Origin of the sequence: Rhizomonospora bruguierae (assembly GCF_018397995.1) — a bacterium.
Taxonomy (GTDB): Bacteria; Actinomycetota; Actinomycetes; order Mycobacteriales; family Micromonosporaceae; genus Rhizomonospora; species Rhizomonospora bruguierae.
On record NZ_BBQH01000030.1, the window covers coordinates 76,845 to 102,125 of the forward strand.

Annotated in this window: 27 protein-coding genes and 1 pseudogene; 11 read left to right on the plus strand and 17 right to left on the minus strand. The window is 72.1% G+C overall.

What is annotated here, in order from left to right:
* Nucleotides 1–98 precede the first annotated feature (98 nt).
* Nucleotides 99–1,112: an SAM-dependent methyltransferase gene (locus KJS59_RS17145; RefSeq protein ID WP_213453908.1), complete on the plus strand. Its 1,014-nt coding sequence runs from the start codon at nucleotides 99–101 to the stop codon at nucleotides 1,110–1,112.
* On the plus strand, nucleotides 1,109–2,257 hold the full coding sequence (locus tag KJS59_RS17150) for an NADH-quinone oxidoreductase subunit D (protein ID WP_213453909.1): 1,149 nt from the start codon (nucleotides 1,109–1,111) through the stop codon (nucleotides 2,255–2,257). Before KJS59_RS17145 ends, KJS59_RS17150 begins: the two co-directional genes overlap by 4 nt.
* 7 nt (nucleotides 2,258–2,264) lie before the next feature.
* Here the strand turns inward: KJS59_RS17150 and KJS59_RS17155 are convergent, their stop codons facing one another.
* The 4 genes from KJS59_RS17155 to KJS59_RS17170 all read right to left on the minus strand — a co-directional run bounded on the left by KJS59_RS17155 (nucleotide 2,265) and on the right by KJS59_RS17170 (nucleotide 6,529).
* Nucleotides 2,265–3,872 (minus strand): hypothetical protein, encoded by a 1,608-nt coding sequence (locus KJS59_RS17155; protein ID WP_213453910.1) that lies wholly within the window; start codon nucleotides 3,870–3,872, stop codon nucleotides 2,265–2,267.
* A 108-nt stretch (nucleotides 3,873–3,980) separates the two neighbouring features.
* Nucleotides 3,981–4,985, minus strand: coding sequence for a glycine betaine ABC transporter substrate-binding protein (locus KJS59_RS17160; RefSeq protein ID WP_213453911.1), 1,005 nt, complete (start codon nucleotides 4,983–4,985; stop codon nucleotides 3,981–3,983).
* Nucleotides 4,986–5,132: 147 nt separating this feature from the next.
* Nucleotides 5,133–5,855, minus strand: coding sequence for an ABC transporter permease (locus KJS59_RS17165; RefSeq protein WP_213453912.1), 723 nt, complete (start codon nucleotides 5,853–5,855; stop codon nucleotides 5,133–5,135).
* Nucleotides 5,852–6,529 carry an ABC transporter permease gene (locus KJS59_RS17170; RefSeq protein WP_213453913.1) on the minus strand — a complete coding sequence of 226 codons (678 nt, stop codon included), beginning with the start codon at nucleotides 6,527–6,529 and terminating at the stop codon, nucleotides 5,852–5,854. Before KJS59_RS17170 ends, KJS59_RS17165 begins: the two co-directional genes overlap by 4 nt.
* A gap of 2 nt (nucleotides 6,530–6,531) precedes the next feature.
* Between KJS59_RS17170 and KJS59_RS17175 the strand changes: the two genes are divergently transcribed.
* Nucleotides 6,532–7,527 (plus strand): ABC transporter ATP-binding protein, encoded by a 996-nt coding sequence (locus KJS59_RS17175; protein WP_213453914.1) that lies wholly within the window; start codon nucleotides 6,532–6,534, stop codon nucleotides 7,525–7,527.
* A 78-nt stretch (nucleotides 7,528–7,605) separates the two neighbouring features.
* Here KJS59_RS17175 and KJS59_RS17180 read toward each other — a convergent pair whose 3' ends face one another.
* The 7 genes from KJS59_RS17180 to folP form a co-directional block, all read right to left on the minus strand.
* The gene (locus KJS59_RS17180; protein WP_213453915.1) at nucleotides 7,606–8,100 is read right to left on the minus strand and encodes a hypothetical protein; all 495 of its coding nucleotides are present in this window, start codon (nucleotides 8,098–8,100) and stop codon (nucleotides 7,606–7,608) included.
* Between the two features lie 56 nt (nucleotides 8,101–8,156).
* A complete protein-coding gene (locus KJS59_RS17185) occupies nucleotides 8,157–8,456 on the minus strand; it encodes a hypothetical protein (RefSeq protein WP_213453916.1) in 300 nt (99 codons plus the stop codon).
* Nucleotides 8,457–8,505: 49 nt separating this feature from the next.
* Nucleotides 8,506–9,834, minus strand: coding sequence for an ABC transporter permease (locus tag KJS59_RS17190; RefSeq protein ID WP_213453917.1), 1,329 nt, complete (start codon nucleotides 9,832–9,834; stop codon nucleotides 8,506–8,508).
* 132 nt (nucleotides 9,835–9,966) lie between these two features.
* The gene (locus KJS59_RS17195; RefSeq protein ID WP_249714322.1) at nucleotides 9,967–10,485 is read right to left on the minus strand and encodes a DUF3180 domain-containing protein; all 519 of its coding nucleotides are present in this window, start codon (nucleotides 10,483–10,485) and stop codon (nucleotides 9,967–9,969) included.
* 3 nt (nucleotides 10,486–10,488) lie between these two features.
* Entirely contained in the window at nucleotides 10,489–11,010 is a 522-nt protein-coding gene (gene folK / locus KJS59_RS17200) for a 2-amino-4-hydroxy-6-hydroxymethyldihydropteridine diphosphokinase (RefSeq protein ID WP_213453918.1), read from the minus strand.
* Nucleotides 11,007–11,369 (minus strand): dihydroneopterin aldolase, encoded by a 363-nt coding sequence (folB, locus tag KJS59_RS17205; RefSeq protein ID WP_213453919.1) that lies wholly within the window; start codon nucleotides 11,367–11,369, stop codon nucleotides 11,007–11,009. The genes folK and folB overlap by 4 nt, the downstream gene beginning before the upstream one ends.
* Nucleotides 11,366–12,184, minus strand: coding sequence for a dihydropteroate synthase (gene folP, locus KJS59_RS17210; protein ID WP_213453938.1), 819 nt, complete (start codon nucleotides 12,182–12,184; stop codon nucleotides 11,366–11,368). The genes folB and folP overlap by 4 nt, the downstream gene beginning before the upstream one ends.
* A 370-nt stretch (nucleotides 12,185–12,554) precedes the next feature.
* On the opposite strand from folP, the gene KJS59_RS17215 reads away from it, so the two are divergent.
* From KJS59_RS17215 to KJS59_RS17245, 7 genes are all read left to right on the plus strand, one after another.
* The gene (locus KJS59_RS17215; protein WP_213453920.1) at nucleotides 12,555–12,905 is read left to right on the plus strand and encodes a hypothetical protein; all 351 of its coding nucleotides are present in this window, start codon (nucleotides 12,555–12,557) and stop codon (nucleotides 12,903–12,905) included.
* A gap of 18 nt (nucleotides 12,906–12,923) precedes the next feature.
* Nucleotides 12,924–13,286: a hypothetical protein gene (locus tag KJS59_RS17220; protein WP_213453921.1), complete on the plus strand. Its 363-nt coding sequence runs from the start codon at nucleotides 12,924–12,926 to the stop codon at nucleotides 13,284–13,286.
* A gap of 65 nt (nucleotides 13,287–13,351) precedes the next feature.
* The gene (locus KJS59_RS17225; protein ID WP_376771195.1) at nucleotides 13,352–16,867 is read left to right on the plus strand and encodes an ATP-binding protein; all 3,516 of its coding nucleotides are present in this window, start codon (nucleotides 13,352–13,354) and stop codon (nucleotides 16,865–16,867) included.
* A 1-nt stretch (nucleotide 16,868) separates the two neighbouring features.
* The gene (locus KJS59_RS17230) at nucleotides 16,869–18,818 is read left to right on the plus strand and encodes an MFS transporter (RefSeq protein WP_213453923.1); all 1,950 of its coding nucleotides are present in this window, start codon (nucleotides 16,869–16,871) and stop codon (nucleotides 18,816–18,818) included.
* A 6-nt stretch (nucleotides 18,819–18,824) separates the two neighbouring features.
* Nucleotides 18,825–19,379 (plus strand): hypothetical protein, encoded by a 555-nt coding sequence (locus KJS59_RS17235; protein WP_213453924.1) that lies wholly within the window; start codon nucleotides 18,825–18,827, stop codon nucleotides 19,377–19,379.
* A complete protein-coding gene (locus KJS59_RS17240; RefSeq protein ID WP_213453925.1) occupies nucleotides 19,376–20,521 on the plus strand; it encodes a peptidoglycan DD-metalloendopeptidase family protein in 1,146 nt (381 codons plus the stop codon). Before KJS59_RS17235 ends, KJS59_RS17240 begins: the two co-directional genes overlap by 4 nt.
* Nucleotides 20,522–20,535: 14 nt before the next feature.
* A complete protein-coding gene (locus KJS59_RS17245) occupies nucleotides 20,536–21,129 on the plus strand; it encodes a hypothetical protein (RefSeq protein WP_213453926.1) in 594 nt (197 codons plus the stop codon).
* A gap of 5 nt (nucleotides 21,130–21,134) precedes the next feature.
* On the opposite strand, the gene KJS59_RS17250 is transcribed toward KJS59_RS17245, so the two are convergent.
* Nucleotides 21,135–21,488 (minus strand): hypothetical protein, encoded by a 354-nt coding sequence (locus KJS59_RS17250; RefSeq protein ID WP_213453927.1) that lies wholly within the window; start codon nucleotides 21,486–21,488, stop codon nucleotides 21,135–21,137.
* A 341-nt stretch (nucleotides 21,489–21,829) separates the two neighbouring features.
* Between KJS59_RS17250 and KJS59_RS17255 the strand changes: the two genes are divergently transcribed.
* Nucleotides 21,830–22,252: a hypothetical protein gene (locus KJS59_RS17255; protein WP_213453928.1), complete on the plus strand. Its 423-nt coding sequence runs from the start codon at nucleotides 21,830–21,832 to the stop codon at nucleotides 22,250–22,252.
* Between the two features lie 421 nt (nucleotides 22,253–22,673).
* Here KJS59_RS17255 and istB read toward each other — a convergent pair whose 3' ends face one another.
* The 5 genes and pseudogenes from istB to KJS59_RS32270 all read right to left on the minus strand — a co-directional run.
* Nucleotides 22,674–23,474 carry an IS21-like element helper ATPase IstB gene (gene istB / locus KJS59_RS17260; protein WP_213453929.1) on the minus strand — a complete coding sequence of 267 codons (801 nt, stop codon included), beginning with the start codon at nucleotides 23,472–23,474 and terminating at the stop codon, nucleotides 22,674–22,676.
* The gene (locus tag KJS59_RS31825; RefSeq protein ID WP_283775792.1) at nucleotides 23,474–23,599 is read right to left on the minus strand and encodes a hypothetical protein; all 126 of its coding nucleotides are present in this window, start codon (nucleotides 23,597–23,599) and stop codon (nucleotides 23,474–23,476) included. The genes istB and KJS59_RS31825 overlap by 1 nt, the downstream gene beginning before the upstream one ends.
* A 217-nt stretch (nucleotides 23,600–23,816) precedes the next feature.
* Nucleotides 23,817–24,209, minus strand: a complete 393-nt coding sequence (locus KJS59_RS31245; protein WP_249714324.1) for a hypothetical protein — start codon at nucleotides 24,207–24,209, stop codon at nucleotides 23,817–23,819.
* A 2-nt stretch (nucleotides 24,210–24,211) separates the two neighbouring features.
* Entirely contained in the window at nucleotides 24,212–24,577 is a 366-nt protein-coding gene (locus KJS59_RS31250) for a Mu transposase domain-containing protein (RefSeq protein ID WP_249714326.1), read from the minus strand.
* Nucleotides 24,578–24,644: 67 nt separating this feature from the next.
* A pseudogene (locus KJS59_RS32270) lies at nucleotides 24,645–25,151 on the minus strand (DDE-type integrase/transposase/recombinase); the annotation flags it as partial.
* Nucleotides 25,152–25,281: the final 130 nt, after the last annotated feature.

A 25,281-nucleotide genomic window follows, 5' to 3' on the forward strand; every position in this document is an offset into this window, starting at 1 on the left:
GTGCGCGTCGATCAAGGCATCATGGTCAACGCCCGCACCGATCGGCGGCTTCCCCACGCGGGTACCCGCAGGGTCAGGGCCACGTAGGGTCTGAGCCCATGGGAGCGTGGCTGCGCTGGCGGGAGGCGACCGAGCGGGCACTCTACGGTCCCGGTGGTTTCTACCTGCGCCCCGGTGCCGGCCCGGCCGGCGAGTTCCGGACCAGCGCGCACGCGTCCCCGCTGTTCGCCGCCGCCCTGCTCCGCCTGATCGACTCCGTGCTGCCCGGCACCGACCCGCTGCCCGTGGTCGACGTGGGCGCCGGCCGGGGCGAACTGCTCACGGCCCTGGTCGCCGCCTCGCTCCCCGACAGCCGGCTACGCCCGATCGCCGTCGAGCGGGCACCGCGACCGGACCGGCTGCCGGACCGGATCGACTGGCGCGACACCCCGCCCGAGCCGTTCGAGGGCGTCCTGCTCGCCACCGAGTGGCTGGACAACGTGCCGGTCGACGTGTCCGAGGTGGACGAGGCGGGCGAACCGCGGTACGTCGAGGTCGACCCGGCCACCGGCGAGGAGCGCCTCGGCGGGTCGCTGGAGCCCGCCGACGCCACCTGGCTCGACCGGTGGTGGCCGCTGCGCGGGGCGCCACCCGGCACCCGCGCCGAGATCGGCCGCCCCCGCGACGAGGCGTGGGCCGCCGCCCTCCGCGGGCTCCGCCGCGGGCTCGCCCTGGCCGTCGACTACGGGCACACCCGGGCAACCCGGCCGCCGTACGGCAGCCTGACCGGGTACCGGGCCGGGCGGCAGACCCATCCCGTACCCGATGGAAGCGGCGACATCACGGCGCACGTCGCGTTCGACGCGGTGGCGGAGCGCGGCGGGTACCCGTACCGGCTGATCTCCCAGCGGGAGGCGCTGCGGGCGCTCGGGGCCGATGGCGCCCGGCCACCGATCGCGCTGGCCGGCTCCGACCCGGCGGGTTACCTGCGGGCGCTCGCCGCGGCGGCCGCGGCGGCCGAACTGACCGAACCGGCGGGGCTCGGGGCGCACCTCTGGCTGGTCCAGCCGATTGGAATCGACCACCCGCTGGCCGCCGCATCCCCGCCCGTGCGGCCTACCATGACCGGATGACCGCGGAGGCGCTGCGCGAGGTGACGGCCGGCACCGGTACCGGGCTGGACACCGCGGACATGGTGCTGAACATCGGCCCGCAGCACCCGTCGACCCACGGGGTGCTGCGGCTGCGGCTGGTGCTGGACGGCGAGCGGGTGGTCGCCTGCGAGCCGATCGTGGGGTACATGCACCGGGGCGCCGAGAAGCTCTTCGAGGTGCGGGACTACCGGCAGATCATCGTGCTGGCGAACCGGCACGACTGGCTCTCCGCCTTCGCCAGCGAACTGGGCGTGGTGCTGGCGGTCGAGCGGCTGATGGGCATCGAGGTGCCGGAGCGGGCGGTGTGGCTGCGCATGGCGCTGGCCGAACTGAACCGGGTGCTGAACCACCTGATGTTCCTCGGCTCGTACCCGCTGGAGATCGGGGCGATCACCCCGGTGTTCTACGCGTTCCGGGAACGGGAGACGATCCAGGCCGTCCTGGAGGAGGCGTCCGGCGGCCGGATGCACTACATGTTCAACCGGATCGGCGGGCTCAAGGAGGAGGTCCCAGCCGGCTGGACCGACCGGGCCCGGACGGCGGTGGACTCGGTCCGGCGGGGCATGGCGGACCTGGACGCCATCATCCGCCGCAACGACATCTTCCTCGCCCGGACCGTGGGGGTCGGCGTGCTCAGCGCCGCCGACGCCGCCGCCTACGGCGCCTCCGGCCCGGTGGCCCGGGCCAGCGGACTGGACCTGGACCTGCGCCGCGACGAGCCGTACCTGGCGTACGGGGAACTCGACGTGCCGGTGGTCACCCGCACCGCCGGCGACTGCCACGCCCGGTTCGAGGTGCTGCTGGACCAGGTGTACGCCTCGCTCGACCTGGCCCAGGCGTGCCTGGACCGGGTCGACCGGCTCACCGGGCCGGTGAACGTGCGGCTGCCCAAGGTGGTCAAGGCGCCCGAGGGGCACGCCTACGCGTGGACCGAGAACCCGCTCGGCATCAACGGGTACTACCTGGTCTCCCGGGGAGAGAAGACGCCCTGGCGGCTCAAGCTGCGTACCGCCTCGTACGCGAACGTGCAGGCGCTGACCACACTGCTGCCGGGCTGCCTGGTGCCGGACCTGATCGCGATCCTCGGCTCGATGTTCTTCGTGGTCGGCGACATCGACAAGTAGCCGGTACCTACCAGCGCTCGTGCGAGTGCTGGTAGGCGGAGCCGGAGTGCGGCCGATCGTCCTCGTCCCGCCGCCGCCGGCCGCCGGTGGGGCCACCGTCGTGCTCGCTCCATGTCGGCGCGTCGGACCGGCTGGTCAACTCGGGCGCGGTGGGCCCGGTGCGCAGGGCGGAGACCCAGTCGTCGCCCCAACCGCCGGCGTCCGCAGCGGGAGCGGGGGCGGGGACGGGCATCCCGGGGTTGGTGTCGTCGTCGCGCCGTCGGCGGCCCGGGCGCGGCTCCTCGCTTCGCACGCTGGCCCAGCGGTCCTCAACGCGCAGCTCGGCGCCGGTCGCGTCGGCGCGCACGGCGGCGCGCCGCTCGGCCATCCGCACCTCGCTGCCGTGCTCGTCCGCGCGGGCGGTCGCCCACCGGTCGCCGGCCTCGGCCTGCCGGACGCCGCCCCTCGGCCCCTCGGCGGCCGGTGGCTGACCGGGCCGGGGCGTGTTCTGGGCCCACGGACTGCCTTCACCGGCCGGCCGCCCGTACTCGCCGGGCTGCGGGCGCCGCTGGTCCTCGCCCCACGGGGCGTCGCGGCCGTCTCCGTTCGCATCTCGGCCATCGCCCCAGGAGGGGGTACCGGGCTCCGCGGCGCGCCGCCCGCGCGGCGGCGCCGGCGGCGGCCCGTACCCGTTCCCGCCACGCTCGGCGTAGCCGCTCCCGCCGTGGTCGCTGTAGCCGTGCCCCCCGTGCCTGCTCCCGCCATGGTCGGCGTGGCCGCTCGTGCCGTGCTCGGCGTAGCCGTTCCCGCCATGGTCGGCGTGGCCGTTCCCGCCGTGCCCGGCGTAGCCGGGCTGTTCGGGCGGGCGGCCGTAGACCGATGGACCGCCGTAGACGCGGCCGGTGTCGGGCCGCTCGCCGTCGCCGTCGTCCACGATGGTCTCGCGGGTGGTGACCTGCACGGTCTCCGCGTACCGGACCCGGCCACCGCCGCGCTGGCGCGGGATGCCGCCGGCCGCGCGCGGCGGCCCCTCGGGCACGGCGGCAGCGTGCTCGTACCCGTTGGCCGGCTGCCGCCCGTACCGGTCCGGCTGCTGCTCCCGCGCCGGGCCGGTGTAGCCGCTCGGCGGAGCCGGCTCCGCCCACTCCTCGCCGCCGTGCTGGTAGCCGGCGGCGACCGGGGCGACCTCCTCGGGGTGCTGCGCCGGGCGGGCGGGCGGGGCCACCGGCCCGGGTACGGGGACACCGCCACCGGCGCGGACCGCCTGGACCTCCGCGCGCAGCGACTCGACGGACTGGTTCAGGGTCTGCACGCGCTCGCCGAACGCCCGGTGGGTCGCCCGCGCCGCGGTGGTGATGTCCTCGCGGACGTCCTCGCGCAGCGCGTCCACCTCGTCCAGCAGGGTGCCCTCCAGCTCGACCCGGACCGACTCCGGATCGCCGCGCAGGGCGATGGACACCCCGATCAGCACGACGCAGCCGATCGCGGCCACGGCGGCGATGCGTAGCAGGAAACCGCTGTTCGCCACGAGCAGCAGCAACGCGGCGAGGGGCGCGAGGGCCACCCCGGTCCAGAACAGGACCGCCAGCATCCGTCCGCCGCCGCGAGCTTTCCGCTCTGTGTCCGGGCCCGGCATGGGTGTAGAGGCTACCGAGAACCGCCCATTCGGGGAATGCCCCCGCGAAGACGGCATCGGGCGGGCGCCGCGTCACGGCGCCCGCCCGATGTGCGGTGGTGGCTCCCGTCAGCCCGCGGCCAGCGCGCCGTCCGAGGAGAGCACCAGACCGACGCTGATCGTCCCGGTCTTCAGGGCGTTCTTGGTCTGCGGACCGCCCGCGTCCAGCGAGCTGAAGCTGCCGGCCTTGAAGTCGTACGTCTCGACCAGGCCCTTCTGGCACTTGGGCCGCTGCGGGCACTCCGCCGGGCCACCCAGCACCGTGGCCTGCCCCGAGCACTTGCGGGCCAGGTCGGAGAGCGTCTTCAGGCCGTACTTGTCGGCGAAGGCCGTGGTCACCGCGAAGGCGTTCTGGTCCTGCGCCTGCGACGGCTCGCCGAATTCGATGTTCACCCGCTGCCCGGCCGCCTTCAGCCCGGTCATCGTCTGCCCCAGGTCCGGCGAGGAGATCGGGTCGGCGTCCTTGCCGTTCAGCTTCCCGTTGAGGAAGTCCGCCATCGTCGCGGCGTACTCCGGCACGACCTGGATCTGCCCCTTCTCCAGGGCCGGCTCGTACAGTTCGCGGTTGCCGATCTTCTGCACCTTCACCGTGTACCCGGCCGAGGTCAGCGCGATCTTGTACAGCTCCGCGAGAATCTCGCTCTCGGTGAAGTCCGCGGCCCCGATGGTGATGTCGCCGCCGGCGCCCTTCGTGATGCCGGTGGTGAACTGGTTGACGTCGTTGAACTCGTTCGCCGCCACCGGCGCGGTCTTGCGATCCACATCGACGGCCTTGTTGAGCTGGATCAACTTCGCCGTGTCCAGCGAGGCCGAGACCTTGTTCAGCGCGCCCATCAGCTCCGGGCTGGCGACCTTGGCATTGACCGCCGGCAGGACGTTGTCCGTGTTCTGCAGGCTCTTGTCGTCCTCCAGCACCCTCAGCGTGTCGCCGGCGAGCGGCGCGCAGCCGGCGCCCGTGGCGCCCGCGGCCGGGGCCTCGGTACCGGAGGAGCCCTTCTCGCCGCAGCCGGCGGCGAACCCGCCCACCGCGACCAGGCCGACGATTCCTATTGCCAGTCGTGCACGCGCGCGCATCCCTGCCCGCCTTCCGTGTCCCGGCGCGACCCCACCGGGGCCGGCCGCGTGTCTGGCGGGCGTCCCTCAACAGCACCCGCGTCTCTCAGCCAACATTCTCCGCACGGGACCGACAACTTTTGCGGGCGGTTGTGTCCGGATCGTCACTCACGCACCGGCGGTGACCGCACCGTCACCGGACCGGCCGGCGCGACGCAGCGGCCGCGGCGTCAGGACGCGCTGGACCAGCGCCAGCAGCCCCTCGACCGCCAGCGCGAGCAGGGCCACCAGCAACCCGCCGGCCAGCACCTGGCCGCCACCGACGGCGATACTCAACCCGAACCCGGCCGCGATGATCTGGCCCAGGCCGCCGCCGTTGACGAACGCGGCCAGCGCGGCGGTCGCCACCACCTGCACGGCGGCGGTGCGGAAGCCGGCGGCCAGGTACGGGACGGCCAGCGGCAGCTCGACCCGGGTCAACAGCTGCCAGCCGGACAGGCCCATGCCCCGGGCCGCGTCGCGGGTCTGCGGGTCGACCGAGCGCACCCCCGTATACGCGTTGGCCAGCAGCGGCGGTACGGCGAAGACCGACAGCGCCACGATGACCGGGCGCTGGCCGAAGCCGAGGAAGGTGAGCGGCAGGATGGTGAGCAGGGCGAGGGTCGGGATGGCGAGAGTGACGTTCGACACGGCCAGGACCACAGCGCCGCCGCGCCCCGAGTGCCCCAGCCAGACCCCCAGCGGCCAGGCCACCACCGCGCCGAGCAGCACCGCCGCGGCCGAGATGGTCACGTGCTCGGTCAGCCGATCCAGGATGCCGCCGGGGTTGGTCCAGTTCAGCGGGTCGTTGAGCCAGGTGACCGCCTGCCCCACCGCCGTGCCCGGGCTCATCGGCGCCCCCGCCGGGCCCAGGGCGTGACCAGCCGGCCGGCGCCGGCCAACAGCAGGTCCAGGACCAGCGCCAGGGCGACCGCCAGCACCGTGCCGGTGAGGATCGGCGCCCGGTAGAAATTGTTCCGGAAACCGCCGAGGATCAGCTGACCCAGGCCGCCGTGCCCGATCAGCACGCCGACGGTGGTCAGCGCCACGGTGGAGACCGTCGCCAGCCGCAGGCCGGTCAGGATGCCCGGCAGCGCCAGTGGCAACTCGATGCGCAGCAGCCGGGCGAACCGTCCGTAACCCATCCCCTGCGCCGCGTCACGCACCTCCGCCGGCACCTGCCGCAGCCCGGTCAGCGCGTTCCGCACGATCAGCAGCAGGGCGTACATGACCAGGGCGGACAGCACCAGGCCGGTATCGGTGGACAGCGGCGCCAGGAACGCGAACAGCGCCAGCGACGGGATCGTGTAGAGCACGCCGGAGAGTGCAAGAATCGGCCCGGACAGCGGGCGGAACCAGTACGCCACGACGGCCAGCGGAATGGCCACCACGGCGGCCAGCACGACCGCCTCGGCGGTCAGGGTGACGTGCTCGCGCAGCGCGGCGAGGATGGAGTCCGCGTTGTCGTGCACGTACTGCCACGACACCCAGGGATTGGCCGCGTCTTCCAACCGGCGGAGGGACACAGGTGGACGTTACCCCGGACGGTGACCCCGGCGCGCGGCCGGCGGCGGCGCCGATCGCCCTGCAGGGCCTGCGCAAGCAGTACGAGGACGGTACGGTCGCGGTCGCCGGGCTGAGCCTGGAGGTGGCCGCCGGCGAACTGATGGTGCTGATCGGCCCGTCCGGCTGCGGCAAGTCGACCGTGCTGCGGATGGTGAACCGGCTCATCGAACCGACCGCCGGCCGGATCCTGCTGGCCGGCGAGGACGTGACGACCGCGGACCCGGTCCAGTTGCGGCGGCGGATCGGGTACGTCATCCAGCACGTCGGGCTGTTCCCGCACCAGACCATCCGGGCCAACGTGGGTACCGTGCCGAAGCTGCTCGGCTGGCCCAAGGCCCGGATCCGGCAGCGCGCCAACGAACTGCTCGACCTGGTGGGCCTGGACCCCTCCCGGTACGGCCGGCGGTACCCGCACGAACTGTCCGGCGGACAGCGGCAGCGGGTGGGGGTGGCCCGGGCGCTGGCCGCCGACCCGGTCGTGCTCCTGATGGACGAGCCGTTCTCCGCCGTCGACCCGATCGCCCGCGCTCGCCTCCAGGAGGAGTTCCTGCGCCTACAGGCGGACGTGCGCAAGACCATCATCCTGGTGACCCACGACCTGGACGAGGCGGTGCGCCTCGGCGACCGGATCGCCGTGCTCTCCGAGGGCGCGCACCTGGAGCAGTACGCACCGCCCGGCGAGTTGCTGGGCGCCCCGGCGACGCCGTTCGTGGCCGAGTTCGTCGGCGCGGACCGCGGCATCCGCCGGCTCGCCGTGACCCCGCTGAGCCGGGACATGCTGCGGAACGAGTCCGAAGTGGACGTGACGGCGCGGCAGCCCGAGGTGCCCCTGGACGCCTCCCTGTACGACGCGCTCGCCGCGATGCTGACCGCGGACGCGGACTACGCCACCGTCACGGAGGACGGCCGGCCGATCGGCGTGGTCAGCCGGCACCGCGTGCTCAGCGCACCGCGCTAGCTGCCGGTGTCGGCGGGCACCCATGCCGCCGGCGCGGCCGACCAGGCGGGCCGGCCGCGCCATGCGGGGAAGGAGCCGTCAGGAGCGGGTGCCGCGGTGGCCGCCGAGCGCCGCCAGGCCCACGATCCAGCCGACGAACAGCCCGTACGTCGCGCCCGCGCCGGCCGACTGGAACGCGCCGAGCAGGGACGGGTTCGTGTGCACCAGGGTCGTGATCAGCGCGGCGAACCCGCCGGCGAACACGTACGACGACCAGCCGGCGAAGAACTGGGCGACCGTGCCGCGGGCCCGGGCCAACTGAGTGCCCGGCAGCAGGTAGAGGAACAGCGCGGTGAGCACGACGACCAGGATCGCCTTGAGGTCGTCCGAGAAGATGTTCCGCAGCGAGTCCGCGCTGTCGAAGCGCCAGCGGGGCCACGCCAGCAGGCGCAGGAACCAGCCGCCCGCCGTGTCGGGGTTGGTGTGGTGCGCCGCCCAGTCGAAGTACCAGGGGCTGCCGAACACCAGCACCAGGATGAGCGCCGCGAGGGTGCCGGCACCCGTCGCGGACCGGTACCGAGAGGTGAGTGCCATGCACCGGTAATTCCCCAGTGGACCGCCGCCGCGAAACCTTCAGCGGTCGAAGGGGGTCAATCCCGGCGCAGGTAGTCGATGAACGCGGCGCGCAGCAGCGGCTCCGCGTCGCCGTAGCCGCCGCGCCCGGTGAACTCCCGCCACAGGGCGACCGCGTCCTCCACGGTGCCGCCCACCCCGCCCAGGTCGCTCTCCTGCGCCTCGGCGTCGTCGGCGTGCGGCAGGTGCTCCAGCACGGACCAGAAGAACGCCACGTCGCGCCGTTCCCGGGCCCGCTCGAACGCGCGCTCCCGCAACTGCTCGGTGGGCAGCGCGTCCAGCTCGGCCAGGCTCGGGTGGGGCGCCGGTTCGGTCATGCAGCCACCCTAACCGCTGCCCGGCCGCTCCCACCCGTACCGGCGCGAATCAACGACTGGCGGTCCAGCGGTCGCTCTCCCACGGGTCGGACCGGGTGGTCGTGGCGGGCTGCGCGGGCAACGGCGACGACCACGGCTCGGAGCGGGTCGCCGACCATCCGGAGCCGACGGTGTCCGACGGCCAGTCGTCCGCGTCGTCGCGGTCGCGCGGGGACGCCGGCCGGCCGAGCGCCTCCACCAGCCGGGTCACGATCAGGCCGCCGGCGAGCACCGCCGCGCCGATCGCCAGCGGCGCGATCCGCCAGCCGCGCTCGGCCTGGTACGTGATGAACAGCTGGATCGCGAACGCGGCCAGCAGCGTGCCGAAGATCCCGCCGCGCCGGCCGAAGGCGCTGGTGCCGCCGAGCATGGCGGCGCCGAGCGCCAGCACCGTGTAGTCGATGCCGGGGTTGGGCAGGATGCCGGCATCGCCGGGCGCGTTGGCGGCCAGCAGCACGCCGGCGCCCGCGGCGAACGCCATCGACAGGATCAGCGTGCCGGCCGTCACCACGCCGGCCAGGCCGCCCCGGCGCGCGGCCGGGTCGCCGACCGGGCGGAACCGGCCCACCGCGCGGCGAACCGGCTTGATCGCGCCGAGCAGCCCGCCGACCACCGCCAGCGCGGCCACCCCGCCGAACAGGGCCGGGGCGTATTCGGTCGGGTCGAAGTCGCCGTGCAGCGGCTGCCGGCCGGTGAACGTGCCGATCCAGACGATCGCCGCGGCGGCCGCCGCCAGGCTGGCCGCCCACCCGGGCACGTGGAAGCCGACCACGAGGATCGCGACCAACACACCCAGCGCCGCCGCCACGCCCACGGCGATGGCGCCGGCGTGGAGCACGCCGTGGGCTCCGTCGCGGGCGAAGAACAGGCCGGCCGCCATCGCGACCGGGCCGACCGCCAGGTTCGGGGCACCGGCCCGCAGGGTCAGCCCGGCGCCGACCGCGAGCAGGGTCAGCGCGGCGGCGGAGACCAGCAGCGCGTCCAGCCGGTCGCCGCGCACGGCGCCGCCGTTCCACTGGTACAGCAGGAAACCGATGGCGACGGTGGCCAGCAGCAGGACGATCTCGAGCATCACGTGCACGCCCATCCGGTCCCGGCCGGGCTCGCCGTGCGCCGGGTCGTCGAACACGTCGTCCAGGGCCGGCGACGAGGAGCGGCGACCGGCGTTCACATCCGCCGTGTCCGGTTCCCGGGTGGTCGCCCCGGCGTAGCCGCCCGAGGCGAACGATGAGGTCGGCTGCCGGTATCCGGGGTCCTGGCCCGAGTCGTCCCGCGAGAATCCCGCCGCGTCCGGACCGTCCTGGTCCCGCCGCCGAAAGGTCGACTCCTCGTACGCCATGTGCGCGCCTCCTGTGGTCGTTCGGTCGCACCGTACTCGGGCTCGCTGCCATGCGACAGTCCCTCGGACGGGCTCAAGGCACAGGTGGCCACGCTTTAAGCCGCATTTAAGGTCCGTGTCGACATGGTGCCCTCACGGGCCGGGCTCGCCCGGCGGGGGCTCCCGGTCCTCCGGCGGTGGCGGCACCCGGCACGAACGCTCCAGCCACAGCGCCGCCGCGACCAGCGCCAGCGAGGCCACGAAGCCGGCGATCGCGGCCGGCAACTGCTGCCCACCCCAGCGCCGGGTGTCGATCAGCAGGTACGCGCCCAGCCCGCCGTAGAAGCCGGCGAACAGGGCGCCGGCGAGCGACGACGCCTTCGCCAGGACCACGTACCGGGCCACCACGAGCGGCTCCACCCGGGGCCGGCCGGGGCGGCGATCCAGCCGGGTGCGGGTGTTGTACGCGAGCAGAACCTCGAGCACCGCCAGCGCGGCGAAGACGACGATCGGCGCGGTCGGCACCGGGAAGGTCCCGTAGTTCGTGCTGATCAGCAGCCAGGCCAGCGCCGCCGCCGCGAGCCCGGCGACGACCAGGGTGGCCGGCCGGGTGGGTTCCATCCGGGGACGCTCGGGCTCCGTCCGCCGGCTCGGGTCGCTGCGCTCGCTCATCGCCTACGACTGTAACGGCACATCCGGCCGGGCACGGACGCCCGCGACATCGCCGGCGACCGGTTCGGCGCCCAGCAGGTCGGTCAGCCAGCCGCGCCCGGGCAGCCGCCCGTACGGCTCGATGTCGATCCACGGGCGGAGCACGAACGCGCGCAGGTGCGCCCGCGGGTGCGGCAGGGTCAGTTCCGGATCCTCGGTGAGCACCGGCTCGCCGCCGTCGTCCCACACCGAGATCACGTCCACGTCGAGGGTGCGCGGGCCGAACCGGCGCCCCGGCTCCCGCACCCGGCCCTCGGCCGCCTCCAGGGCGCGGGCCCGCTCCAGCCACTCCCGCGGGCCGGCGGCCGGGTCCGCCACGATCACCACGGCGTTCAGGTACGGGGGCTGGTCGTCGTCGCCCCACGGCGCGGTCTCGTACACGCCCGAGACCACCCGCACCGCGTCGCCCAGGCCGGCGACCGCGGCGCGCAGGTGGCCGGCCCGGTCGCCGAGGTTGCTGCCGAGCGACAGGACGGCCCGGGTCACCGCTGCCGCCGCATGGTGACCGCCACGTCGGCGAACTGGAGGTCGATGGGGGCCTGCGGCTTGTGTACGGTGACCGTCGCGGCCGCCACCCGGGGATCCGCCAGGCAGGCGTCCAGCAGCCGGTCCGCCAGCGTCTCGATCAGGTTGACCGGCTCGCCACCGACGATCGCGGCCAGCCGCCCGGCCAGCTCGCCGTAGTGGACGGTCTCCGCCACGTCGTCGCTGCGCGCCGCCGCCGACAGGTCCAGTTCCAACCGCACGTCCACAACGAAGTCCTGGCCCCGCTCGCGCTCGACGGCGTACACGCCGTGCCGGCCGCGCACCCGCAGCCCCGTGAGCGTGATCTGCCCGAGGTTCATTCCTGTTCCTTCGCGATCATCCGCGGACTCCCGGTTGCCCGCCAGACGGCGAGCGCGTCGATCGTCCCGCGCACGTCGTGCACGCGCACCCCCCACGCGCCGGCCGCGACCGCGAGCAGCGAGGTCGCGATGGTCGCCGCCGCCCGCTCCGCCACCGGCCGGGGCCGGCCGTCGGGCGCGGCGAGCAACCGGCCCAGGTACGACTTGCGGCTGGCCGCGAACAGCACCGGGTACCCCAGCGCGACCAGCTCCGGCAGGCGCGCCGAGAGCAGCCAGTTGTGCTCGGCGGTCTTGGCGAAGCCCAGTCCCGGGTCGATGATCAACCGGTCCCCGGCGACCCCGGCGGCGAGCGCCTCCTCGACCCGGGCCAGCAGCTCCCGGCGCACCTCGGCGACCACGTCGTCGTACCTGGCCAACTGGGTCATCGCGCGCGAGTGGCCGCGCCAGTGCATCAGGACCCAGGGGCACCCGGCCTGCGCCACCACCTTGGCCATCGCGGGGTCGGCCAGTCCACCGGAGACGTCGTTCACCACCGCCGCGCCGGCCGCCAGTGCCGCCGCCGCGACGCCGGCCCGGGTGGTGTCGATGCTGACCGACACCCCGGCCGCGACCAGCTCACGGATCACCGGCAGGACCCGCGCGATCTCGGTTTCCGCGTCTACCCGCTCGGCACCCGGACGGGTGGACTCCCCGCCCACGTCCACGAGTTGGGCGCCGTCCTGGAAAAGTCGGACCCCGTGTTCGACCGCGGCGGACAGGTCGGCGTACCGGCCGCCGTCCGAAAAGGAGTCGGGGGTGACGTTGAGGACGCCCATCACCACGGGCGGACGGAAGGGCGGCAGGACCACCGGTAGAGGTTATCTATTCCCAGGTGGAGCCGGGTGACCGGGAACCGGGGTTCACGCCGGGTGGTGATCTGGATTCGAACGTGTGTACGGTAACCCGGGCGTGACTCAGGGGCCCCTCCCGTCCCGACCTTCGCAGCTTGTTCGATAGGGGTCGCCCCCGTACGCTTCTTCAAAGATGATGACGAGGGAGACAGGTTGAAAACCGGATCAAACCGCCCAGAAATCATCACCGTTCGCGATGATCTGGGGTACGCAGAGTCATAACTCGGCGTGGATGACCACAGCCAGCAGGAGCAGTGCGTGGACCTTGCCAGCCACGCACCGGGGAGGTTGATCGATGTTCGCCACAGGGCTCGCCGTTGGTGCTGAGCTCGTCGCCGGGTTGACCAGAGCGGCGCTAGCCAGCACCGCTCGGTTCGCCGACGCGCTGGCGGCCGTCCCGCCGCTCGCCGCACCGAATCCCGGCGGCACGATCGACACCAGCGGCGCGGTCTCCTTCATCGCCAGCAAGGTCGCGCCGATCCTGCTCGCCGTCCTCGGCATCATCTTCATCGGCCGCGCGAGCAAGGGCGAGGTGTCCAAGGTGCTCACCAGCTCGGCGATCGCGATCATCGGGCTGGCCTTCATCGCCGGGGCGGCCACGCTGTTCTTCGTCGGCGAGGCCCTCGTGAACATCCTGTTCAAATAGGTCGCTCGGGGGCATCGGATGCGGCTGCGCACAGACGACGACATCTACCGGGCGCGCCTGGTCTACCTAGGCCCGCCCGGGTACACGCTGCCGATCCACCTGCCCTACGCCCAGTACGGGCTGTTCATCGTGCTCGTGCCGCTGTTCATGTTCATCCACTGGCTCTTCACCTTCAGGGTGGAGCTGTTCCCCGCCTGGGAGATCTCGCTGGCGATGGTCGCCACGTCGTACATCTTCCGGCACGTCGATCCGGACCGGCCGGCCCGCATGGTGATCCGGACCGCACTCACCGACTGGCGCCGCACCCGCGAGCCCGCCGAGGAACAGCGTGACCCCCGCCTGGTCGCCTCCCGGGTCCGGGTCCGGGAGGAGTTGCTGTGACGGCCACCCCACCGCCGGGCCAACCACGCTCGGCCGGCGATCCTGCCGACATCGAACGTAACGGTATGCGATCAACTCGCTACGGCTCGCCGGATCCGGTCGAGGACGAGACCGTCATCGACGGTGAACTGGTCACCAGCCCGGGCCACGGCGCGATCGCCGTCTTCCAGCGCGCCGGCGACGCCAACGGCGTGATCGGCGGACGCCGCCGGCCCGCCAACGCCCGCCCCGCCGGCAACGGCACGCCACCCCACGCCACCGACATCGATTCGCCGTTCCTCGACCTCTTCGGCGCGACGCCGGCGCAACCGGCAACCGGGGAGACCACCGAACCCGCGGTTGGGTCGACCACCGGACCCGCCGCCGAACCGGCGGCAGAGCCGAAGGCGAAGCCGGCGCCTCCGGTCGCCCCGCAGCCGGCTGCCCCCACGTCCGGGCCGCCCGCGCCCAGCGCGCCCACCTCTGCGGCGCCCGCGCCCAGCGCGCCCAACTCCGGGGCACTCATCTCTGGAGCACCCATCTCGGGAGCACCCATCTCGGGAGCACCCATCTCTGGAGCGCCGGTCTCGGGAGCGCCGATCTCGGGGGCACCCGTCTCGGGAGCGCCGATCTCGGGGGCACCCGTCTCGGGAGCGCCGGGGAACCGGCGGGCGGTTCCGTCGCCCCCACCCCCGATGGAGATACCGTCGCCGGTGGACCTGGCTCCGCCACCGCCACCCCGCGGGCGACCGCTCCAGCCGCCGTTGGGTGCGCCTCTGCCGCCCCCCAACGGGGCGGCGGGCGGGCATCCCGGGCGACTCGCCCCGCCGCCACCGCTGCCGGCCGATCCGACCCGACCGGGCAAGCCGGCGCCGGTACAGGATGACGGTGGACCACGACGCGGAGCGCGGCCGCCAGCCGTGCGCGACCGGCGCGCTGCCGGCGCGCTGCCCGGACGCGGCGCGAACCTGCCGGTACCCCGCAAGGAGGACAAGCGCCCGATCCGCGCGGACCACAAGCTGCCGAAGCGGCCGAGGTTCAAGGACCGCGACGCGGCGATCGGGTTGGCGATCACGGAGATCGCCGGGCACCTGACCTTCACCCCGAGCACGGTGACCGCCTGGTACTGGCTGCCCGAGGTGCGCTGGGCGTTCCGCCCGGACGCCGAGCGCGAGGCGCTGCTGTCGGCGATCTCCGAGCAGTACGCGGGCCTGGCCGGCTTCCGGCTGCACCTGCGCCGCACCACCCGCCCGTTCCCCGCCGACGAGTGGGCCCGCGTGGTGGACGCGCACACCCCGCACCCGCTATCCCCGGTGCCCGGCGCGCCCACCTGGTCGGACCACCTGGTCGCGGCGCAACGGCACCTGCTGTCGGTCAACCACGCCGAGGGGCAGACCTACCTGGGCGTCACGTTCGCCCGCCGGGGCCTCGGCGACTCCTTCACCGAGAAGGTGCTGCGCCTGTTCGGCCGGGGCGTCGGCGAGGGCGAACGGCGCAAGCTCGGCCGCACGGTCGAGCAGTTCGACGAGGTGCTCGGCGCGTTCGGCATGCGCGGCCGGCAGGTCACCGCGCACGAACTCGAATGGCTCATGTACCGGTCGGTGGCGCTGTGCATGGCCCCACCGGGCCAGCTCTCGCCGGTCACCGGCGGGGCCTGGGAGAGCGGCGACCTGCTCGCGCTCACCGAACAGATCGAGCGGTACCGCACCCCGTACGGCTCCACCGTCAAGCTCGTCGACCGGATGACCGGCGAGGAACGGCACGTCGCCGTGCTCTCCGTCGGCCGGATGGAACCCCTCGAAATCCCCGAACGGCACGAGCCGTGGCTGCACTTCCACGAACGCATGCCGTTCCCCATGGAACTGTCCTCCCGGGTGGACATCCTCGGCTCGTCGGACAGCTTCCGGAACCTGGAGCACCGGCTCCGGATGATCCGCTCCCAGCAGCTCGACTACGCCGAACACGGCATCGACGCCCCGCCCGAGCTGGAGCGGCTGGCCAAGCGCGCCCTGGTGATCGGCGACGAAATGACCACCGGCCTGCCGGTCGAGTCGGCCCGTGCACACGGCTGGCACCGCATCGCCGTCGGCGGGCGCAGCCGCGAGGAGTGCCTGGAACGGGCCCGCCGCCTCATGCAGTTGTACTCGCGCGAGCTGCGCGTCTCCCTCCAGCACCCGAAGAACCAGGACTGGCTGGCCCGGGAATTCATCCCCGGCGAACCCATCGCGAACACCGGCTACCTGCGCCGCATGCCGGTCAAGCTGCTCGCCGCCGCGCTACCCCAGGCCGCTTCCACCGTCGGCGACCGCCGCGGCGACCTCATCGGCCGCACCGCTGGCACCTGCCGCCGCCCCGTCTTCCTGGACCTGCACTTCCCCATGGAGGTGCGGGAACGCTCCGGCCTGGCGGTCTTCGTCGCCGAACCCGGCGGCGGCAAGTCCACCCTGCTCGGCGCCCTCGGCTACCTCGCCGCCCGGCGCGGCGTCCAGGTCACCCTGCTCGACCCGTCCGGCCCGCTGGCCCGGCTCTGCGCCATGCCCGAACTGCGCCCACACTCCCGGGTCCTCAACCTCACCGGCTCCGAGCAGGGCACCCTGGCGCCGTACTCGCTGATCCCCACCCCGCTGCGCTCCGAATTCCCCGTCGGCGACACCGGCGACCGCGAGTACGAGATCGCCGTCTCCAACGCCCGCGCCGAGCGCCGCATGCTGGTCCAGGACATCTGCATGATGCTGGTCCCCCCGCAGGTCGCCCGGGAAGCCAGCACCGCCACCCTGCTCCGCCACGCGGTCCGCCAGGTCCCCGCCGAGGAGACCTCCACCCTCGACGACATCATCACCGCCCTGCAGGGCACCGACGACGACGGCCGCGAACTGGCCAACCTGCTGCTCGACACCGCCGAGATGCCGCTCGCCATGCTGTTCTTCGGCCGCCCGCCCGAGGGCCTGCTCGGCGCCGACGCCGCCCTCACCGTCATCACCATGGCCGGCCTCCGCCTACCCGACCTGAAGATCGAACGCGAGTACTGGTCGGCCGAGGAGGCCCTCGCCCTGCCGATGCTGCACACCGCGCACCGGCTCGCCGTGCGCCGCTGCTACGGCGGCAGCATGTCCTCCCGCAAGCTCGTCGGCCTCGACGAGGCCCACTTCATGGAGGGCTGGCGCTCCGGCCGCTCCTTCCTGGTCCGACTCGCCCGCGACTCCCGCAAGTGGAACCTCGCCGCCCTGGTCGCCAGCCAGAACCCGCGCGACATCCTCGGCCTGGACGTCCAGAACCTGGTCTCCACCGTCTTCGTCGGCCGCATCGCCGAGGACACCGAAATCGCCTCCGAGGCGCTACGCCTGCTCCGCGTCCCGGTCAACGACGGGTACGAGGCGACACTCGCCTCCCTCTCGGCGGTGGACAGCACCTCCTCCAGCCGGCTCGGCTTCCGCGAGTTCATCATGCGCGACGTGGACGGCCGGGTCCAAAAGCTCCGCGTCGACGTGTCCTACGTGGACGGCCTGCTCGAGTACCTGGACACCACCCCCACGGCGGCGGAGAACCCGCCACCGGCAACCCCCCTGTCGCCCACGCGCGGCGCCACCCGCCGGGAGGTATGACGTGAGAGGTCAGGTCGTCCGCCGACCCGCCGCGTTCGTCCTGGCGCTGTTGGTGGCGGCACTCGCCGTCGTCTGGCCCGTATCCGGTCCGGCCCAGGCCGCGCTACCAGACCGCGCCCCGGGTCCCGGCGACCTTTGCACGACCCAGGAATGGCAGACGGATTTCCGCACGTGCGTGGCCAAGCTGAAAGCGGAGACCGACAATACGGTCCAGTGCCTCAAGCCGCCCGTGCCCAGCGCGCCGGATTCCGGCTTCGCAGGATGGTTCGCCTCGAAGCCCAGCACCGATCCCAAGACCATCGCCTCGGGCAAGTACAGCGACTATGGCTATGCCGGCTACAGCTACACCACATACGACGTCGATGGTGGCTGCGCCTCTGGGCTTCTCCATCCGGAGTACAAGTTTTGGAACACGATCGCCAACGGCGAATTTATGATCGCGACCGGCGTAATAGGTGCGAGCAACGCCCTCCGGGAGCGGGCTTGGAATCCGCAGACAATGTGGGGGTGGGCCGATCCTCTGGTGAAGAACGCGACTCAATCGATCTACAATAAGGTCTTCAGCGTCTTTGGCATCATCACACTCGCCGTGGTCGGCCTCTACCTGATCTGGCGGTCCCGTCAGTCCGACATGAGCAACGCCATGACGACGGCTGGGTGGGCTGTCCTCGTCATGGTCGGTGTGACGGCACTGTCGTTGTGGCCTGTTCGGGCCGCCAACCTCGCCGATTCGACGCTTGTGCACACACTCGACGTCGTGCACAGCGCCGTGGGCCCGCGAGCCTACGAACCTCGTCCCGGCGAATGCCTCGACCCGAACCGCTGCAAGGATCTTCGTGATCCAGCGGTGCGGGCGAGCGACACCGCGACCGAGACCATGCTCTATCGCAACTGGCTTCGCGGCGCGCTCGGCAGCGCGGACAGCGATACCGCGAAAAAGTACGGCGAAGCGCTGTACGACGCCAAATCGCTGACCTGGGGTGAAGCAGCATCTATCAAGGCGAACCCAAATACCCGGGACTCCACGATCGCCGCGAAGCAGCGTCAGTGGGCGACTGTAGCCTCGCAGATCAAGAAGGAAGACCCGGAAGCATACGAATACCTTAAGGGCGTACAGGATCTCGACCGAGTTGGTGCTGGCTTCATCGCGGTCCTCGCGTCGTTGCTGTTCGCCATGTTCGATCTGACCGCATCGGTCCTCGTGCTCCTCGGATTCTTGATCTTCCGCTGGGCGGTCGTGGCCACGCCGATCCTCGGCACGGTCGGGCTGCTGCGCCCGGCGAGCGCCGGCCTGCGCCGCCTCGCCAACGCGGTCGTCGCTGCGGTCTTCAACATCGCCATCTTCGGCACCGGCGCCGCCGTCTACCTGTTCGCCGTGGACCTGATCATGAGTACGCCCAGCCTTGCCGGTTGGTTGCAGGTGGTCCTGGTCTGGCTGTGCGGGGTCGTCGGGTGGCTGTTGCTGCGGCCGTACCGGCGGATCACGCAGCTCGGCGGCAAGGACAGCACCGCGGCGGTGACCGGTTCGTGGCACCGGCGGTTCTTCCGGGACATCCGCGAGGCGGCGAAGCTCAACGTGGTCGAACCGGGCGGCACGGCGGAGCCGGCAATGGGGCGGCGCCGGCAGGTGGTCGCGGAGCAGGGCAATCTGCGGCCGGAGGCGCGGCGGGAGGATGCCGGCTCGTCGGCGGGGCGAGACGGAGCGACGCCACTGTCGCAGCCGGCCCCGGAGCGGTACGAGTCGAGCCCCGAGCGGGTGCCGGTCGGCGCGCCCGAGGTCGATACGGCGCCGGCGCGCGCGACGACCGCGCCCCGGCGTCGGGCGTCCGGGCAGTGGACCTCGCCCGACGTGCCCGACGGGCCGCGCACCTACACGATCTACCGGCCGGACACGGGTGACACCGTCGAGGCTCGGCCCGAGCCACCCCGGATCCGCACCGAGGCGAGGTGATCGCGGGTGCGCGAAGCGGTGGAGGCGTTCGCGAAGGGCTTTCTGCGATCACGGTACGGCGTGGCGGTGGTCCTCGTCGTGATCGTGCTGGCGGTACTGGCCGGCGCGAAGATGTTCGGCAGCGGCAGCGACCGGCGGACACCGCCGGGGCTGGCCACCGGTACACAAGCGCCGATAACCACGGTTGATCCCAGCACCGGCGACGACGGTGTCGACGAGGCGGGTACGACGCCGTCGCCAGTGGTCAAGGCTGGTACACCGGAACCGGTGACGGTCGCGCGAGCGTTCGCTGTGGCGTGGCTGCATCACCGGGGCGTGACGGCCAAGGCGTGGCATGACGCGCTCATTCCCCACTCGACCCCGATCCTCGCCGACAAGCTGGCGGGGGTCGAACCGGAGACGGTCCCAGCCGACCAGATGATCGGCGAACCGACCCAGGTGCCGGAGGCCGACACCCTCGTCGAGGTCGCCTTCCCCGTGGACTCGGGCACGCTGCGCCTGCGCCTGATCGCGCCCGACGGCAAGTGGCTCGTTGACGGCGTCGACTGGGAGCCGGCATGACCGCGCCGATGCGGGCTGCGGCCCGGGCCGGCCGACCAGGCCGCCGGTTCATCCTGCTGATCTCGCTGACCGTGGCGCTCGCGCTGTTGTGCTGCGGCGGCACCGTGGTCGGGTACTTCCTCGGCGGGCTCGGCGGCAGCGACGAGCCCGACCTGGCCAGCACCATGGGCTGCGGCGAGGGCGACCCGATCGACCCGAACGCGAAAATGCCGAGCATCAGCGCGTACGGTCCGGAGCAGATGCGTAACGCTGCCATCATCATCAACGTGGGCAAGCGGATGGGAGTACCACCGCGCGGTTGGGTGGTCGCTGTGGCGACGGCGATGCAGGAGTCGCGGCTGACCAACCTGGGCTTCCTGGGCGCCCGCAACGACCACGACTCCATCGGACTCTTCCAGCAGCGTCCCAGTATGGGTTGGGGCACCGTGGAACAGATCCGCGACCCGGCGTACGCGGCTCGCAAGTTCTACGAGAAGCTCGTGAAGATAAAGGGCTGGGAGTCGATGGCGCTCACCGACGCCGCCCAGCAGGTGCAGCGCTCTGCCTACCCGGACGCGTACGCCAAGCACGAGCCCGTCGCGGCGGAGATCGTGAACCGGCTGGCCAACGGCGCGGCGAAGGCGGTGCAGGTCAACAACCAGATCAAGTGCGCCAGCGGCGGGCAGATCGCGGCCTCGGGTTGGACCATCCCGGCCCGCGCCACGGTCGGCTCCGGCTTCCGCACCGCCGACCGCCCCGGCCACGACGGCGTCGACCTGATCGCCGGCCGGCGCACCCCGATCTTCGCCGCCGCCAGCGGGCGGGTCATCATGGTCCGCTGCAACGCCAGCCGCTCCGGCCGCCTGACCAGCTGCGACGAGGACGGTTCACCCAGCACGCAGGGCTGCGGCTGGTACGTGGACATCCTGCACGCCGGCAACTACATCACCCGGTACTGCCATCAGCTCGTCCGGCCCTTGGTACACATCGGCCAGATGGTCCGGGCCGGCCAGCAGATCGGCATCGTCGGCACCAGCGGCCACTCCTCCGGTCCGCACCTGCACTTCGAGGTGCACATCAACGGCGATCGGTCGCCCCGCGGCGCGATCGACCCGGTACCGTTCATGCGGCAGCAGGGCGCGCCCCTGGAGCAACAGCCGTAAGAGGACCGCCATCGATGAACCCCGAAGGCATACCGGACCCATTCGCCGATTGGGCGCCCCGTCCCCCCGCACCCATCGTTCCGGTACCGGCGGCAAGCCGGCCGGAGCTGCGCGGAAAGCGCCTGGTCATCGGCTTGCCTGGCCTCGGCTGGCGCAACGACCTGCGCGGCGACGATCCCGTCATCCAGGGCAGCCGGACCTACGTGCCGATCGTCGCGGAGCAGGAGTGGTACCGCGCCGAGGCCGAACAGACGGAGGTGTTCGCCCCGCTCGTCCCGATCGAGCGCGTCTGGGTCGAGACCATCGCGTCAACGCCGGGTCCGGGCACGCCGCCGAGCGATGTGCTGTCACGGCTCGTGTCCCTGGACGCGCCGCCGGACCGTGCGCCGCTACCGGCGCTGGACGCCGGCCAGTTAACAGGCCGGCGGGTCGTGGACATGTCGGACGGTGAGCGCCGCGAACTGCGTGCCGTGACGGAGTTGTACGCCAACTCCGAAGGCGATATATCGGTTCGGGTGGCGAGGGAAATCGACTGGTACCGGTGGTCGTGGAGCGGCAAAGCCCCCGAAACCCTCGAAGTCCCTGTACACCTCCTCTGGGTCGAATGACCGATTCAGAGAGGTAAACCACCACACACCCGCCACCCGCCTTCATCGACCAACTCGAGTTGCCACCGGTCAGTCAGGCTCTGCCGAACGCCGTTTGTCGTAACGACGCGCCGCAGGTCGACTAGTGCGATAGCCGTAGTATCACCAGTTCGCTGAACCTGAAGATTTTCTATTTTCACGCTGATGACCGACTGCAGCCTCTGCTCCTGATCTTCGACATCGCGTTCAAACCGGTGAAGATTCACGAGCTTACTCTGGTCTGCACAAGAGAACAATCGCGCCCTGGTGGGATTGCGATCGATCACAAGAGCGATCAGGTAGTTGTTGGCCGCGACGTCGGGCGAGCTTCGATCAGGCATCGCGACGTGTTGGTATGCCAGGAGGGCGACCCCGAGCAACCCGGCACATAGGAGTACAAGCATGCCCCCGCCAACGATCAAATAAAGTCGAAGTCGTCCCAGCCTCTCTGGCCGTGCAGACTCTGACAAGTTGCCTTGCAGGCACCCCGGTTGGCCACCGGCGGAGTCTGATGGCAGGGAAGGCCGAGTGGGAGTCGGCGGCTGCGGCGGCGGCTGGCTCACGGGCAAAGACTATCGACCTCGATGCCCCGTTGGGCAGTTTGATCCCCGCTTATCCACAGACCTGTTGCCGACCGTGGCGAGAAGGTAACCTTCTGCGTGGTGTCCTGGGGAGGTACACAATGGTGAAGCGACCCGCGGAGGACGATCCGGGGCCGACCTCGCGAGCGATCGAGGTCGATCTGGCTGGGCTGCGGGACCTGGCCAACACGGTCCGGCAGGAAAACTGGGCGACGCTGGAGCCGCAGTCCAATCTGGTCCGCTCGGAGTTGAGCAACGGCGTCTGCTTCGGGGCGAGGTCGGCAAGCGGGTCTGTGCTGGAGGCGAAGCAGCGCTACCAGGACAGCCTGCAGCGGGCGATGGAGCAGATGTACGCGCACGTGCGTGCCGCTTCCATCCTGGCCGACACCGCGGACCGGGTGGTCCAGAACTACGCGAACACGGATGCGCTGGCGAGGGCGCGCAGCCAGGAGGTGGAACGGGCGTTGACGGAGGCGATCATCGCCGCCGATCGAGTGGTGGGGCCGCACCTCAGCGCGCAGTAGGGCTCTATCGCTGAGGCACGACCTTCCGACCGGGCCGAGATGAGTCGGCTGCGGCGTTGGAGCCGCAGTCCGCTTTTGCTGCCGCTCACCCGAAGGGAATCGGCAGCAGGCCCGAACCAACCGCGCTCAGACCAACCACGCCCAAAGCAACCACCTCCGGACCCATACCACCCTTGGTCCGGAATCCGCTCCAGGCATCGACGACGGACAGGGCTCGGGGCCGATCCCCTGGGCGCCCTCCTGCGAAAACACCCGCGCCATCCCGTCCGAACCGCCGCCGTCAAGCGGACCAATCCCGCGCAAGACCAACCCGGGCGATGCCAAGAGCGGGCGGCGGCCCCACGACCTGATGTCCTGTCAACGGCCATGGTGATGTCGCCACTGGTGGCCACCGAGTGTCTCCACCGTTGGCCATGTCAGGTCATGATCGACTCCTTGTAGTTCGGGTGCGGGTCTCCCGCATGCGGAAGGACTCGCTTTCGGTGACCACGACGGTGGCGTGGTGCAGCAGCCGGTCGAGCAGGCTGGTGGCGGTGACGTGTTCGGGCAGGAAGCGGCCCCACTGCTCGAACGGCCAGTGCGAGGCGATGCCCAGGGCGCGGCGTTCGTAGGCGGCGGCGACGAACCGGAACAGCAGTTGGGTGCCGGTGTCGTCCAGCGGGGCGAAGCCCACCTCGTCCACGATCACGAAATCGTGGCGCAGCAGGGCATCGATGACGCGGCCGACGGAGTTGTCGGCCAGGCCGCGGTAGAGCTGCTCGACGAGTTCGGCGGCGGTGAGGTAGCGGACTTTGTGCCCGGCGGCGACAGCGGCGTGGCCGAGCGCGACGAGCAGATGCGATTTCCCGGTGCCGGCGGGGCCGACCAGGCAAAGGTTCTCCGCTTTCGGCACCCATTCCAGGCCGGCGAGGTAGTCGAACGTGGCCTGCGGCACCGACGAGGCAGCGACCTTGAACTCCTCCAGGGTCTTGGTGACGGGAAACCCGGCACCGCGCAGCCGGTTGCGGAGGTTGGACTCGTCCCGGGCGGCGACCTCGGCCTCGATGAGGGTGCGCAGCACTTCCTCGGGGGTCCAGCGTTGCACCTTCGCGGTGTGCAGCACCTCGGGCGCCAGCCGGCGCACGGTGGCGAGTTTCAGCCGCCGCAGCGCCTCGGTGAGATCGGCCGGCAGCGACGCCGGCGGGGCGGCCGGTGGGGAGGCCGTGGTGGCGGCGCGTGCCATCACATCACCACCTCCTGCGCCGCGGGTGGGGCCGGGTCGGTGATGGTCCAGACCCGCACCGGGTGCGTGGCGATCGTTGCCTCGGTGCGGATCCACGTGCGCGTGGCGGTGGTGTGCCGGTGCACTGGTGCCGACCAGGACGCGAGCGTAGGCCGCGACCGCGTCCGTCCTGGTCGCCTCGTCCGCGGCGCCGAGGGGGCACCTGGATGCTGATTTCGGCGCCGTCCACGATGATCGACACGTCGGTCACGCCGGTTGCGCCGACCAGTGTCGCGGCGGCGATCAACGCGGTGGTCAGGTCAGGATTGCGCTCGCCCGCCGCAGGGGCGGTGGGGGTGCTCATCAAGCCACCTCCCGCAACCGGTCGGTGCGGTAGGCGTCCAGGCCCCGGGTCGGCACCGCCGGCACCGCTGCGGGCAGTGTGCCGTCGAGGGCGGCGCCGGGTGGCTGCGGGGTCGGGGCGGCCGGCCCGGCGGCCAGGATCGCCCGCACGTCCTCGACGGTGAACCGGCGAAACTGCGTCGCCCGGCGCAGCGCCGCGACCAGCGTGTCGCGGCCGTGCGCGGCTTCGAGGGCGACGATGCCGGCCAGGTGGCTGGTCAGCCGGGTGGTGCCGGCCGCGGCCGCGGCGGGCAGGAACGCCTCCGCCTCTGAGCCCAGGGCCAGGAACGCTCTCTCCGCCGTGGTGCGGGGCCGCACCGCCCGCTGCGGCTTGGCGGGCCGGCCGGTCGTCATGCTCATCCATGATCGAGGTGCCCCCGGGTGGGACGGCGGTGCGAGGCCACCAGCGCCTGCTCGTGCCGGTCCTCGATCCGGTCCTCGATCGTGGCCACCTCGACAGCAGCGCCGACGAGCGTGTGTGGCACCGAGTAGCGGGCCGAGCCGATGCGCACCGTGGCCAGCTTGTCGACCTTGCGGGACACACCGTGGCGCATGGCCGGGCGCAGCGACGGCAACGCCCGCAGCACCCGGACCTCCTCGGCCAGGCGCTGATCCGGGATCGCCTGAATCTCGCTGTGCAGGCGGGCGTTGACCTCGGCGCACCACGCCACCGCCGCCGCGTTCGCCGCGGCGAGGTCCCCGCCGAAGTCCTCCGCCGGCACCACCAGATCCGACTTCGCCAGCCGGACGAGGGCCTCGACAGCCCCCCTTGGACTCGGGGTCCCTGGCCTCGCAGAAGTCTGGCCGGAACCGGTAGTGCGCGGCGAAACGCACGTGCTGCGCGGTGGGCACGACCACGTTGGCGACCACGCCGCCCTTCAGGCAGCCCATCCGGTCGGCGAGGACCTCGGCCGGCACCCCGCCCGCGGCCTCGAAACACTGCGCGAGCAGCCGCAATGTCGTGTCGAGTGATTCGTCACGGGTGAAACGCACGAACCGCCACCGTGACCATGGCAGGATCGCGGTGAACAGCTTCAGGCCGCGGTTCGGGCCCGTGGTGACGGTGCCGTAATCGATGAGCAGATGCCCGCCTGGCTCCGGCGTCCAGGGCCGATACACCCGACGCGCCCGCTTCCATGTGGCTTTCGTGCGCCGTGAGGCGCTGTGTTTCCGAGAGGGGTGCAAGGACCCTCCGCCGGGCTGTCGCAGCAGTTCGGTGAAGCTGGCGGCAGCCTGACCCCGGAGGTGCGGGGAAGGGTGGGAAGCAGCCGCGACAACGACGGGACGTGCCGGCACTACCAGACGGCAGCGGGCCCGGCTAGCGAGGCGGGTAGGTGTAACGCGAGTGAACCAGTGGTTGAACCCCCGTAAGGGTGGAACCGGCTCAAACCTGGTGGATAGGGGCCGGGCAGTAGTACGCGACGCT